The 13,308-nt window shown below is 36.4% G+C and carries 11 protein-coding genes; 5 read left to right on the top strand and 6 right to left on the bottom strand.

Going from position 1 to position 13,308, the window contains the following annotated elements:
- Positions 1 to 28: 28 nt before the first annotated feature.
- Both P3T75_RS13205 and hutI read right to left on the bottom strand, forming a co-directional pair.
- On the bottom strand, positions 29 to 3,082 hold the full coding sequence (locus P3T75_RS13205; RefSeq protein ID WP_282461844.1) for an AAA family ATPase: 3,054 nt from the start codon (positions 3,080 to 3,082) through the stop codon (positions 29 to 31).
- Positions 3,083 to 3,259: 177 nt separating this feature from the next.
- Positions 3,260 to 4,513, bottom strand: a complete 1,254-nt coding sequence (gene hutI / locus P3T75_RS13210; RefSeq protein ID WP_230709719.1) for an imidazolonepropionase — start codon at positions 4,511 to 4,513, stop codon at positions 3,260 to 3,262.
- Positions 4,514 to 4,730: 217 nt separating this feature from the next.
- Here hutI and P3T75_RS13215 point away from each other — a divergent pair, with 217 nt between their 5' ends.
- The gene (locus P3T75_RS13215; protein ID WP_230709721.1) at positions 4,731 to 6,755 is read left to right on the top strand and encodes a urocanate hydratase; all 2,025 of its coding nucleotides are present in this window, start codon (positions 4,731 to 4,733) and stop codon (positions 6,753 to 6,755) included.
- A gap of 85 nt (positions 6,756 to 6,840) precedes the next feature.
- A complete protein-coding gene (locus P3T75_RS13220) occupies positions 6,841 to 7,605 on the top strand; it encodes a formate/nitrite transporter family protein (protein WP_206903005.1) in 765 nt (254 codons plus the stop codon).
- Positions 7,606 to 7,669: 64 nt separating this feature from the next.
- On the opposite strand, the gene P3T75_RS13225 is transcribed toward P3T75_RS13220, so the two are convergent.
- Entirely contained in the window at positions 7,670 to 8,962 is a 1,293-nt protein-coding gene (locus P3T75_RS13225) for an adenylosuccinate synthase (protein ID WP_282461845.1), read from the bottom strand.
- A 47-nt stretch (positions 8,963 to 9,009) separates the two neighbouring features.
- Positions 9,010 to 9,498, bottom strand: a complete 489-nt coding sequence (locus P3T75_RS13230; RefSeq protein WP_282461846.1) for a hypothetical protein — start codon at positions 9,496 to 9,498, stop codon at positions 9,010 to 9,012.
- Between the two features lie 422 nt (positions 9,499 to 9,920).
- On the opposite strand from P3T75_RS13230, the gene P3T75_RS13235 reads away from it, so the two are divergent.
- Complete coding sequence (locus P3T75_RS13235) at positions 9,921 to 10,247, top strand: PadR family transcriptional regulator (RefSeq protein WP_206903003.1); 327 nt, start codon at positions 9,921 to 9,923, stop codon at positions 10,245 to 10,247.
- A 196-nt stretch (positions 10,248 to 10,443) separates the two neighbouring features.
- Positions 10,444 to 11,562: a permease prefix domain 1-containing protein gene (locus tag P3T75_RS13240; RefSeq protein WP_282461847.1), complete on the top strand. Its 1,119-nt coding sequence runs from the start codon at positions 10,444 to 10,446 to the stop codon at positions 11,560 to 11,562.
- 159 nt (positions 11,563 to 11,721) lie between these two features.
- Here P3T75_RS13240 and P3T75_RS13245 read toward each other — a convergent pair whose 3' ends face one another.
- Positions 11,722 to 12,183, bottom strand: coding sequence for a hypothetical protein (locus P3T75_RS13245; RefSeq protein WP_282461848.1), 462 nt, complete (start codon positions 12,181 to 12,183; stop codon positions 11,722 to 11,724).
- A 488-nt stretch (positions 12,184 to 12,671) separates the two neighbouring features.
- Between P3T75_RS13245 and P3T75_RS13250 the strand changes: the two genes are divergently transcribed.
- Positions 12,672 to 12,965: a hypothetical protein gene (locus tag P3T75_RS13250; RefSeq protein WP_282461849.1), complete on the top strand. Its 294-nt coding sequence runs from the start codon at positions 12,672 to 12,674 to the stop codon at positions 12,963 to 12,965.
- A gap of 168 nt (positions 12,966 to 13,133) precedes the next feature.
- Here P3T75_RS13250 and P3T75_RS13255 read toward each other — a convergent pair whose 3' ends face one another.
- The gene (locus tag P3T75_RS13255) at positions 13,134 to 13,301 is read right to left on the bottom strand and encodes a hypothetical protein (RefSeq protein ID WP_206902999.1); all 168 of its coding nucleotides are present in this window, start codon (positions 13,299 to 13,301) and stop codon (positions 13,134 to 13,136) included.
- Positions 13,302 to 13,308 lie beyond the last annotated feature (7 nt).

Below are 13,308 nucleotides of genomic sequence, written 5' to 3' on the forward strand. Positions count from 1 at the left end.
AGCCGCGCAATATTGCGTGGCTTTTTACTTAGTTCATCTTCAAATGAAAAGTTTCGTTTAATACTTGTAACTCATACCGATCACGATATTGACTGAGATTTTCTACAGCTTTAGTCACATAATAGGATAGATCCTCAGTTACTAAATCACCTAATTGCGAATTTTCAATCTGATTTGCCAAACATTTTTCTTTAATCAGTGCTTTGCTAAAATAGACAAGCCCACTATCGCGAGGATTGGCTAATTGATTTTGATAGCTAATGGTTTTTTTTATATAAAAAGCTACCTTTTCATAATCTTGCTTAAATAAATAAATCAGTGACAAATAAGCATTTAGCTGGACACGTTTCCAAAGAGATGCGGTAACTTCAAATAATTCATTTGCTTTTAAAAAATAGGTTTCCGCTTGGTCGTAGTCTTTTTTTGCATAAAGGGTGATTCCCATATCCACATAAAAAATAGCTAAGCTTGTCATAAGATTATTATCTTTGCAAAGATTGATGGCTTTTTGTTGTAGTTTAATTGATTGCTGGTAATTTGACCGTAAGCGCTGAATCTCTGCTAAATAATCGTAGGCTGCAGCAATATTGCTGTTGTATTTTTCATCAAAGCGATTGGCTATATTAAAAATCGTAATGGACTCTTGAAACAGCGATTCTGCTTGATCCAAATCCCCAATCATCAAATGATATAATCCCTTCAAGCGTAATAAAATCCCGATAGATTCATTGTTGTTCGCACTGATCGCAACGTCCATTGCCAAATCAATATAATGCGCCATATCCGTAGCATTGTCTGTTTGAATATAGTAATAAATCATCTGACGATACCCGCGCAATAGGTAAGTTGTAAGATGAAAATCTTTAGCTTTCACGATAACACGCTGAATATTTTCCAAGCCCTGGTTGTAATCACCGCAATTAATCAAGTAACGTCCTTCCAAATAGAGAAATTTTACTAACAACAATTGATAGGTACTATCTTCTGCATATTGTCCTTCAATTTCTTTTAATCTCGTTCCAATTTCTTTAAACTTTTCCAATTCGCTTGGTTCTGCTTTTCTAACTGTCTCTTGCGATGACAAATGTTCCTGATGATAAATCGGAAATAGTTCATGCTGGATTCTTAAAAAGGCTTGATGATGCGACAATTCATAATCTAAAGATTTTAGCTCTTGATGGGCATGGCGATAATGATACCCGATCGCCGCTAGTAGTTCACTATCCTCTGTAACCTCATTTAATTTTTGTTCCAATAAAATTGCGATTTTTTCATGAATAACTCGTAATTTCATTGCGGACTGCTGCGCATAAATATATTGTTTCATTTTTTTATGATTGAAGCTAAAACATACTTCATCAAGATAAACATTTTCTTTGACCAATCCCTGCTTGTTTAAATTATCCAAGGCGGTATATATCTCAATTTTTTTGGCATCAGCTAGTTGCGTTAAAAGGCTCATTGGCGCAACTTTTTGAAAAAATGAAATAAAGTCGACCAATTCAGATTCCAGTGCAGTCAAATTTACAAATTGTAAGCTTAACTCATCATTCATTTTTGGTGTCAATACTTCTAACGTGTTGCTTTCTTGTAATTGTTTCAAGTATTCATTGATATATAAAGGAATTCCTTCTGACTCTCTTGCAATAAAATCTAGCGTTGTCGTTTGAAACGAATAATCAGGAAGTTGTTTTTCACAAAAAGCCCGTACTTCAAAGTCTTTAAATGGTGATAAATCTAAGGTAATGATCTTTTCGTAATGCCGGACACTGGCAATAAAATCGTATATTTCTTTGCGGTAGCCCGTCTGCAAGGTCATAATAAAAATAATATCAGAATGAGGATTGTGCAGAAGTACACTCGTCAATAATTTGATGCTCCCATGATCCATCCATTGGAGATTTTCAATAAAAATAATAAGGGGTCTTTTTTTCCCTAGCTGTTGCAAGGCTTCTGAAATGCTTTGTGCCAAAAAATTAAGTTCAGCTGGGGCGACGTTTTCTGACATAGATTGTGCTTTTAACTCTTTAAAAAAAGGAAATTGTCGACTAAATGTTTGTTCCCATTGATCGATCTCAGCCAAATTATCTTTTTGCAATAAAAGCATCAGTTGCTGTAATAATTCTCGCCAAGGTCGTAAAAAATGTTTTTGCTCTGCTTTATAACAAGTCACTTTGAGACATTCGTATGAATATTGAATATTTTCTAAAACTAGCTGACATAAAGCTGATTTGCCAACGCCTAAATCACCTTTAACCAAAACTGATTGAAATGGTTTCTTTTGTTTTAAATTTGCTAAGTTTAACTCCAAGCGTTCAACCTCGTTGGCACGATCATAAAAATGATACGCTCTTTTTTTTCGTAAATCGCCATGTTTCTGGTTGGCAATTTTCAATGTTTCTTGATATAACTGCTTTGTTTCTTCTCCTGGTTCAATCCCCAATTCAACTTTTAAAATTTCCGCTAATTCGTAATATGTTTCAATTGCTTTACCATTTCGATGGTTCTCGATATAAAAACGCATCAGCAATTGATAATTACGTTCGTCAAATTCATCAATCGCAATTAATTTACGAATATTCTTTTCCACATCGGCTACAGCATGAAACGAAATATCTTCTGCTACTTTTTGATAACAACATTCAATAAATTGGTGTTCATACAAGTTACGCATTTTTGCTAACCAAGCATCAAACAAATCCGAGTCTTTCAAATAGAAGCCCTTTAAAAATTCATCACGATATTCTTCTAGATGCGTATAAGCATCTTCTTCAAAACGATAAGTATCACTTTCAACTGTCACATCACAATTAAAGGTCAAAATTGTTTTATTTGGCGAAACAATAAATTCGCCGCCCATCGCACGATTGGCTTGATAAATTGTATTGCGTAAATTTTTTTTTGCACTTTTTTCATCTTTACTAGGCCATAAAATACCCGCAATCTCATCCCGACTAATTCGCTTATTAATGACCATGTAATAAAGTAATGCATTGATCTTCGAAAATGAAAAAATTTTTGTTTCCCCATCTACTTTAATAGATGGCGTACCTAATAATTCAAAAGATAATATATGTGGCATCGTTGTACCTTCTTTCAACCATTATTGCCGCCAATTCTTCATCCTTATTCTAAAGGAAGCATCCAAATAAAGATACCGCTTTCAAAAGCAAAAAGTACAGACTAGTAAAAAACTCTCAAATTCTATAGCTAGAATTTGAGAGGATAAGAAACAAAATGCTTTTTACTGGTTATTTTATCATAATGCACTGATTAAATTTCCAGCTTTATATACATCTGTCACTAAATTTGTGGCAAAAAAGTATAATGGATAATCAATATTTTGTGCATCAAAAATAGCAATATCAGCTGCTTTTCCCTTATCAAAGCTCCCAATAGTTTCTGCTCGACAAATAGAATACGCTGCATTAATTGTTACGGCATTAAATACTTGAATGGGTGTTAACTTCTGCATAAAACAGCCCAATTGCATAATAAATTGTAAATTTGCGGTGGGACAACTGCCTGGATTACTATCTGTTGTCAAAGTAATCGCCATCCCATTTTCAATCATTTTTTTTGCTGGTGCATACGTATCTTCCATAAGACTAAATGTTGTCGCTGGTAATAAATTACCGATAACGTGGGCTTCACTTAATTTTTTAATGCCTTCATCTGTGATCATCATCAGATGTTCCGCACTAACCGCACCTAATTGTGCTGCTACGTCTACCCCGCCAATGGAAGCAATCTCGTCAGCATGTATGCGTAATTTAAAACCCATTTCTTTTGCTGCGTGTAATAATTTATAGGACTCTGCTGCTGTAAATACACCTTTTTCACAAAAAATATCACAAAACTCGGCTAAATTTTCTGATTTTACTTTTGGCAACATTTCTGTAATCACGAAATCAATAAATTCACCTGAACGGTTTTTATATTCTTCGGGAATAGCATGCGCCCCCATAAATGTCGAAACTACATCGACAACATGATTCTTATTCAACTCTTTTGCGACTTTTAGTTGCTTTTCTTCTGTCTCCCAATTTAAGCCATAACCACTTTTCGCTTCTACTGTTGTCACACCATGAGCTAACATTTTATCAAGTAGAGCAGATGACTTATCGTAAAGCTCATTAAAAGAAGATTTTCTTGTTGCTCTCACCGTGCTTAGAATTCCACCGCCCTGCGCTAAAATATCCAAATAAGGGACGCCATTTAATTTTTGTGAAAATTCATGTTCACGACTACCGCCATAAACCAAATGCGTATGACAATCAATTAAGCCTGGTGTAGCTAATTTACCTGTATAATCAACAATCTCGGTATCATAATTAATTAGATCACTATCTGGCTCTCCTTGATCAACAGCTAAAATTTTGCCATCTTTAATCGCAATATAACCATCTTCAATGATTACCGCCTTACTCATTTCCTCGCCTCGCAAAGGAACTCCGTTATCAATAGGACAAAAAATTTGACTAAAATTTTTAAGAATTTTATCTGCTTTCATAATTTTACTCCTTCATATCATTTTCGTACCTCTAGTATAAAAAAATATAGTCAAATAGGAGTCAAACCAGACTTCCCTTTTGTCAAAAAAATTTTTTTAAAAATTTTTAAGCGATAGACGCTTCGTTGACACCGCTTACATATACTAAAAGGCGTAAAAGCTTTGAAATCATTTCATTCATTCACAAACAATTAGAAACATGAAGGAGGAAATACCAATGATTGACTTAAAAGACATCGAACAAGCGATGACGGTAAAATTAGATGACTTTTTACCAGAGAAAACTATTTTTCAAGAGGGAATTCGGCGAGCACCCGACCGCGGGTTTCGCTTAACGAAGGAACAAACTGAGCTTGCATTGAAAAATGCCCTGCGTTATGTCCATCCAAAATACCATGAAGTTGTGATTCCTGAATTTCTGGAAGAATTAAAAACACGGGGACGGATTTATGGTTATCGTTGGTACCCCAAAGAACGGATTTACGGAAAGCCTATTGATGAATACCAAGGAAATTGCACGGCTGCAAAAGCAATGCAAGTTATGATTGATAACAATTTGGACTTTTCAGTTGCTCTTTATCCTTATGAATTAGTCACATATGGCGAAACTGGACAAGTTTGTTCCAACTGGATGCAATATAATCTAATAAAAAAATACCTTGAAATTATGACAGACGAACAAACTTTAGTAGTGGAATCTGGCCACCCACTAGGTCTTTTCAAATCTAAAAAGGATGCGCCTCGCGTAATTATCACAAATGGTTTGTTGGTAGGAGAATATGATAATATCGACGATTGGGAAATCGCCGAAGAAATGGGTGTAACCAACTATGGACAAATGACAGCAGGCGGCTGGATGTATATTGGACCACAAGGGATTGTACACGGCACTTTTAATACACTTTTAAATGCTGGACGCTTAAAATTGGGAATTGCCGACGATGGTGATCTAGCAGGAAAATTATTTATTTCTTCTGGTCTTGGGGGCATGTCCGGTGCACAAGGGAAGGCCGGAGAAATTGCCAATGCGGTGGCAATCATTGCAGAAGTTGACCGTTCACGTATTGATACTCGTTTAGAACAGGGTTGGATTTCTAATCTTGCTACTACGCCGGCAGAAGCTGTAAAAATTGCGTCAGAGTATCTTGCCAGAAAAGAAAAAACATCAATTGCTTATCATGGAAATATCGTGGACTTGTTAGAATATATTGCGCAACATGATATCCATGTTGATTTATTATCTGACCAAACTTCTTGCCATAATGTCTATAATGGCGGTTATTGTCCCGCCGGAATTACATTTGAAGAAAGAACAGAACTACTCGCAAAAGACAGCTCGAAATTCCATCAACTCGTAGATGAAACGCTAAAACGACACTATCATGTCATTGAATCACTTGTTGCCAAAGGAACTTATTTCTTTGACTATGGCAATTCATTTATGAAGGCTATTTATGATTCCGGTATTAAAGAGATTTCTAAAAACGGCGTGGATGATAAAGACGGTTTTATTTGGCCTTCTTATGTAGAAGATATCATGGGCCCGATGTTGTTTGATTATGGCTATGGCCCCTTCCGTTGGGTTTGCTTGAGTGGCAACCATGAAGACTTAGTGGCAACCGATCATGCCGCGATGGAAGTTATTGATCCTAATCGTCGCTATCAAGATCGCGATAACTACAACTGGATTCGTGATGCGGAAAAAAATCAACTTGTTGTTGGCACGCAAGCACGCATTTTATATCAAGATTGCATGGGTAGAGTAAATATCGCACTAAAATTCAATGAATTGGTTCGAGAAGGAAAAATTGGCCCAGTTATGCTTGGGCGTGATCACCACGACGTTTCCGGAACAGATTCACCATTCCGAGAAACATCCAATATAAAAGATGGCAGCAATGTTTGTGCCGATATGGCAACACAGTGTTATGCAGGCAACGCTGCTCGTGGAATGTCATTAATTGCGCTTCATAACGGCGGTGGTGTTGGCATCGGAAAATCAATCAACGGTGGGTTTGGCCTTGTATTAGACGGTTCAAAATTAGTAGATGATATTATTAAATCTGCTATCGCTTGGGATACAATGGGCGGTGTAGCACGTCGTAGTTGGGCACGAAATGATCACGCCATTGAAACATCGATTGAATATAACAAAATGAATAAAGGTACTGATCATATCACAATTCCTTACCTAGCTAATCAAAGTATGATTGACACCGCAATCAATACGCTTTTTAAATAATAAAATGTAAGACTTTTGCTTTAGGAGATGTTGGTGAGGTCACCAACATCTTTTTTTAAAGCACAGATTGAAAGGATGTAAATTCATGTATGCACCAGAGGAAATCATGGAAATTGCTATTCAAAATGGGATAAAAAAAATCCATAAAACTGTACAGGCAAAGTGCATTTTAGGCTTTATTGGTGGAGCAATGATTTCTTTAGGCTATCTTGCCTATATTAGAATATCAGCCCCTATTCCCACAGAGTTTACTGGACTGGGAACCCTTTTAGGCGCATCTGTTTTTCCGATTGGTTTAATTGTCATTTTACTCGCTGGAGGAGAACTAATTACTGGTAATATGATGGCTGTATCCATTGCTTTTTACGATAAAAAAATTTCACTCCAAAATCTTTTATCCAACTGGCTTGTCATTACTTTTTGGAACATTATCGGTGGACTTTTTGTTGCTTACTTTTTTGGACATTTTATTGGGTTAACCAGCAGCGGTATTTACCAAGAACATGTACGAACGATTGCACAACACAAGATTCATGCTACTTTTATGCAATCATTAGTTTCTGGTATTGGTTGCAACTGGTTTGTAGGCATAGCACTGTGGTTATGCTATGGGGCAAAAGACGCAGCAGGAAAAATAGTTGCAATCTGGTTTCCCGTTATGATCTTTGTTGCCATCGGTTTTCAACATAGCGTGGCAAATTGTTTTATTATTCCAGCTGCTATTTTTGAAGGCGGTGCAACTTGGAAAGATTTTATCCTGAACTTTTTGCCGGTCTATTTAGGTAACATTTTGGGCGGCGCGCTGTTTGTTTCAGGATTTTACTACCTTAGCTATCGGGGAAAAAAATAAATTTTTCGTCTAAGAAAAAAAGCTCTGTCTCACATAAAGTGAAACAGAGCTTTTACTTTCTACCTTAAATTTGTGCCCAAACACTTTCTAAAATATTGGTTTGGTTACGGTCTGGTCCGACAGAGAATGTTGAGATGCGGACGCCGACTAATTCAGAAATACGGCGCACATAATTGCGGGCATTTTCTGGTAATTCGCTTAAATCTTTGCAGGCTGTAATATCTTCTGACCAACCTGGTAATTCTTCATAAACAGGTTTACAACGATTTAATTCTTTTAAGCTGGCTGGATAGTGGTAAATTAATTCGCCGTCTAATTCGTAGGCCGTACAAATTTTAACCGTTTCAAGACCACTTAAAACATCAATGGAGTTTAGTGATAGATTGGTAATCCCTGAAACCCGTTTGCTGTGGCGCATCACGACAGAGTCAAACCAGCCAACCCGTCTCGGACGTCCTGTTGTTGTACCATATTCACGACCAACTTCGCGAATTTGTTCACCAGTTTCATCAAATAATTCAGTTGGAAACGGGCCGTCTCCCACACGAGAAGTGTAGGCTTTGCAGACACCGACAACTTTATTAATTTTTGAAGGACCAACGCCAGAACCAATTGTCACACCGCCGGCAACTGGATTTGATGAAGTTACAAATGGGTATGTGCCTTGATCGATATCCAACATAACCCCTTGTGCCCCTTCAAATAAAACGCGTTTTCCTGCATCTAGAGCATCGTTTAAAATAACTGAAGTATCTGTCACATATTTTTTAATTTCTTGACCATAGGCGTAATATTCTTCAAAAATATCATCAAAGTTCATTGCGTCACTGTCAAACATTTTGGTAAATTGACGATTTTTATCTTCTAAATTGATACGTAAACGCTCTTCAAAGATTTCTTTATCAAGTAAATCAGCAATTCGAATCCCAACCCGCGCTGCTTTATCCATGTAAGCTGGGCCGATTCCTTTAATGGTCGTGCCGATTTTGTTATCCCCTTTTGCATCTTCTTGCAATTGATCTAATTTAATATGGTAAGGCAAAATAACATGGGCGCGATCTGAAATACGTAAATTATCAGTAGCAACACCGTGTTCTTTTAAATAAGCCAGTTCTTGCACCAATGATTTCGGGTTCACTACGACGCCGTTACCGATCACGCTGATTTTTTCCCGGTAAAAAATACCTGAGGGAATTAAATGTAATTTATATGTCACACCATCAAATTTGATCGTGTGTCCCGCATTATCGCCGCCTTGGTAACGTGCGATAACTTCTGCATTTTCACTTAAAAAGTCAGTGATCTTTCCTTTTCCTTCGTCGCCCCATTGTGTCCCCACAACTACTACTGATGACATACGAACACCTCATTTTCTTTTATTCAATCCTGAACTATTGTATCAGGTTAACTGGAATTATTCAACTTATTCTCGAATAATGATTTTAATTTATTCTTCAAACGAGCCAAAACACGAACATTAAACAACGTAGTCAAAATTTCAGCACTTTTATTTTGCTCCACTTGCACACGAGTTTTTTGATTTATTTTAAGACAGCTGACAAGAGCATAGCCCAGCTGACGAATTTTTGTAATGTAACGTTTAGAAAATAATACCCAATTTTTAGCAGCAAAAAATCGCTTTAAGTCATAGAAAAATTTCAGCTGCCAAAGACTCCATTCTTCTTTTGTATAAATTTCTGCAAGTTCGCGGGCAAAACAAGCAGCGGGAAATTCGGGCGTTTGTGCAAGGTATTCCCGTATTTGAAAACATTTCAACAACTGTAAGTAAATCCTTTCATCAAATTCTTCCCCTTGATAGTAGGTTTTGATGCGTTTGGTTAGAGTTTTTGCTGTTAAGCCAAAGACTTGTTTAGCTGAAAATGGGCAATACATCGCATTGCTCCTTTCTTTTTTGAATATTATTTGCGACCTACAGTTGGACTTGCAATCAGCTTTTTGAACTTGGGATAAAAGTGTTCAGCTTCAAAAAAAGCTAAAATTTTGTGAACATCGTTCCTCAAATTTTTGTGAAATTTCGACTTATTTATAAAAACGCTCCTTGTGTCACAACCTTTATCCGTGAATAGCAACTGAGTTAAATGAATATCCCGCTCCTATTCATCTAGGCTCCAGCTGCCAAACACAGCAAAAAATTTTGCCTTTCACTTTAACAACGAAAAAAAGCAGCCCCTTGTCAAAAGAAAATCAGACTTGCGACTGATTTTTGTGAAATTAAGTTTTTTTACTTCATCTGTCGTAGTAAACATGCTATTATTATTACGACAGATGAAGTAATTATAAAAGGCGGTGACACTATGATTTCAAGCGATGGGATTCGCGGTTACAACGATGCGATTATTTTAACCATTTTGGCAGAAGGTGATTCTTACGGTTATGCGATTTCAAAAGAAATTAGAGAACGCACCGACGAAATCTATGTCATCAAAGAAACCACGCTTTACTCCGCATTTACGCGTTTGGGGAAACTTGGCTTTATTACTTCTTATCCCGGTGAGGTGACCCACGGGAAAAAACGTACCTACTATGCCATCACCGCTGCCGGTAAAAGTGCTTTGACAGAAAAGATCGCCGAATGGGAGCAGACAAAAAAAGTCGTAGATCGTTTTTTAATTGGCTCCTAAATAATTGCTGCACATATTTTTAAACCCGTACAAAAATAAATCGTCATTACGCTACTTCAATTTTAGCTGGAAAATAAAAAGGTCTTTTAACTTCACACTTAAAAATACTTAAAAAAGACAGCTTTAATTTGAAATATGGACTGCGTTGTTAGTCTGATAACAAAATCTAACAGCGATCAAACTAGGAGGAATAAAAATGAAAATTATCGCAGAGTATTTAGATAGTTTGTTTTTAAATGTCCCCATCACGCCGGAAACAAAAAAAGCAAAAGAAGATTTACTGGCCTTGATGGAAGACCATTACAACGAATTAATTGCTGAGGGAAAAAATGAACATGAAGCAATCGGCGCTGTTATTACCGAATTTGGTTCAATCGATGAATTACTAGAAGAGTTAGACTTAAAGCGGGAAATACCCCAAGCCCCACCAGCAAGCAAAACGATCCAAAAAGCCAATGAAAAAACACAAAATAGTTTGGATGATGACTTTAATTTCGACGAAGAAGACTTTTCCAAAGCTGCTTGGCGAGCCAACCACGAAGAGTTTGCAGAAGAAGATCCAAATCAAAAAGATGCTGCAGATGAAGATTACAGCTACAATTTAGCCAATCCTATTACCTTAAGTGAAGCAGAAGATTACTGGAGTATGATCCGTCAATTTGCGCTTTTCATTGCCAGCGGCGTCCTACTTTGCGTTGTTGCCATTGCTTTCCTTGTTTTTCAAGGTGGGGGGGGTTCTGATGCTCTTGGCTTGGCGGGCTTCTTTTTACTCGTAGCGGTCGCCGTGACCATGTTTATTACCGCAGGAATGAAATTTTCTGGTGCCCACAAAGTATTGGATGATCGTCCAATTAAAGAAGATGTGCGCCAAACAGGTAAAATGTACGCCCAGCAATATCACCGTAGTTTTAGTTTTTCACTGGTTGCGGGTATTTTTATGTGTATCGTTTCTTTTATGCCTATTTTTATTTTCCAATACAGTGAGCATTTAGGTATTACGCTGTTTTTAATTATCGCCGGTCTGGGTGCCTTTTTAATTATTTACGGCAGTATTGTGCAAGCTTATTACAAACGATTTGATAATGGTCCTATTTTTATCTCAGATGAAGATGAGCCTGGTCCAAATGCCCGTCAGCATATTTATGGCAAAAACGCACCCCTTGTGGGCATGTTTTCTACGGTTTATTGGCCGGCTGTCGTTGTAATCTACCTTATCTGGTCCTTTATTTTTGGCGGTTGGGGTTATTCTTGGCTGATTTTTGTTATCGCCGGAATTTTCCAAGACAGCATTTTAAAATATTTCAAAAATAAATAGTAATGCTATCCAAAATGTGCCAATTTTTAACAATAAAAAAGTAAAGTCAGTTTCAGCAACTGTACCAATCCCAGAAGTTAGAATTTTGCTCTAACTTCTGTGTGGCGGTACACACTACAAACTGACTTTACTTTTTTTTCTTGGATTTTCTTCGTGTCATCATTTTTGGATTGAATATTCAAAATGTACGTCTTCAAAAACATTATCTTCCTGAATATCCTCTTTGGTTTTAAATATTTTTATATCAATTTCATGATTTCCTATTTTCAAGAAATCACTATGCGCATCTTCGGTCAAATAAAAGCCCCACTCCCGTTTGGTAGCGCGCGTTGCTTGTTGCACTTGTTTGCCATCTAAAAAGATACCCGAATAATAAGACATCGGCAGATAATCAAAAATAAAAAGAATTTCTCCTGAATCTAAATTATCCAGACTTATGTTTCTTCCCAAATCTTCTTTATTTCCATCCACAATTTTGAACTTGACTGAATCATTGTCGACTTTTGTTGAAGAACTATCATTTTTTGTCTGCACTGAATGGTCTTTCATTTCGGAGTTAATCAATAAAATTCCTCCTAGCGTTATGGCTATTCCTAAAATTGCAACAATTACTTTTTTCATGAAGGTTTCCTTTACATTTTTCTATTATTGGTTTTACTACGGAGTAAATTTTACAGCATTTGCCCGGGCTGTAAGTGAACAGCTTTTTTGATTACTTCAGACGTAATCAGTACTGCCGGATTTCCTGCACTGTCTTTCGTATCTTCAATTTTCGTTATTGATCCGTTAATTGTGTTCTCTTTTAACTAAGCTTATGAATATGTATTCTCTACTACTTTTTTACCTTGCTGGCACTTGCACATCAGTTTTACAGGCAGCTAAAAGGCCTACTGCTATCGTCATTGAAGTTGCTAGTACGGCTTTTGCTTTCACCATTTTTGAAACCCTTTTTTGTTGATTGGATTAATCTTATCACATTTAATTGTGTTCCCAAATTAAAAATTCGTTATTTTAATTAATCATATCAGTTATTTTTATTTTGTTTAGGGACAGTAAGGCCAAGGGAATGGTAAAATGAAACAAATATAATGTAGCAGGAGGAATAGTCCTTGCATAAGGATAAAAAAATTTTTTTCATTGTGACACTCATTCAGTCTATCATTTATGGAATTTCTCTTGTATGGGCCTTTTTAGCTAGGGGAATGACACAAAACTGGCCTTTTTATCTCTTGTTGGTAGGGATATTAATTGGAAATTTTATTCCAATGAAATACCGTAGCAACTTCTTTTCGACTGAGCCTGGTTTATTATTTCAAACAAAGACACGAAAATTTGAAAACATGCTGTATATGACAACTACTTGTATTATTATTTTCCTTGTTATACTCTTAGATATCTCATAATTTACAAATTAAAAAAATACCGCAGAAAACAGCTACTGGTTTCCGCGGTATTTTTATTTGCCTAATTTTTTGATTTTTTAATAAAACAATCTTAACTGTTTTGTCATACATAGAATTTTCTAGTCAGCTTAGTTAGCAGTTTTCAAACTGTCACCTGACAGCTTTTTACTACATAACATTATTGTTTTGGATCACTTCTTGAATGGCACAAAGGTATTTTTTAGTATTTTGTACTTGGGCAGCTTCTTGGGCTTTGATTTCTTCTAAGCACTGGTCGGTTTCTTCTAATTTCACCAACACTTGCTGCAATAAGGTTGTGATTTGTTCTGTATTCATTTTTTTG

Origin of the sequence: Enterococcus montenegrensis (genome assembly GCF_029983095.1) — a bacterium.
Classification (GTDB): domain Bacteria; phylum Bacillota; class Bacilli; order Lactobacillales; family Enterococcaceae; genus Enterococcus_C; species Enterococcus_C montenegrensis.

Coding starts and splice junctions, on each gene's coding strand:
- P3T75_RS13240 (WP_282461847.1), top strand. CDS start 10,444: ATGAAAATTATCGCAGAGTATTTAGATAGTTTGTTTTTAAATGTCCCC.
- hutI (WP_230709719.1), bottom strand. CDS start 4,513: ATGAAAGCAGATAAAATTCTTAAAAATTTTAGTCAAATTTTTTGTCCT.
- P3T75_RS13205 (WP_282461844.1), bottom strand. CDS start 3,082: ATGCCACATATATTATCTTTTGAATTATTAGGTACGCCATCTATTAAA.
- P3T75_RS13220 (WP_206903005.1), top strand. CDS start 6,841: ATGTATGCACCAGAGGAAATCATGGAAATTGCTATTCAAAATGGGATA.
- P3T75_RS13245 (WP_282461848.1), bottom strand. CDS start 12,183: ATGAAAAAAGTAATTGTTGCAATTTTAGGAATAGCCATAACGCTAGGA.
- P3T75_RS13215 (WP_230709721.1), top strand. CDS start 4,731: ATGATTGACTTAAAAGACATCGAACAAGCGATGACGGTAAAATTAGAT.
- P3T75_RS13225 (WP_282461845.1), bottom strand. CDS start 8,962: ATGTCATCAGTAGTAGTTGTGGGGACACAATGGGGCGACGAAGGAAAA.
- P3T75_RS13255 (WP_206902999.1), bottom strand. CDS start 13,301: ATGAATACAGAACAAATCACAACCTTATTGCAGCAAGTGTTGGTGAAA.
- P3T75_RS13230 (WP_282461846.1), bottom strand. CDS start 9,498: ATGTATTGCCCATTTTCAGCTAAACAAGTCTTTGGCTTAACAGCAAAA.
- P3T75_RS13235 (WP_206903003.1), top strand. CDS start 9,921: ATGATTTCAAGCGATGGGATTCGCGGTTACAACGATGCGATTATTTTA.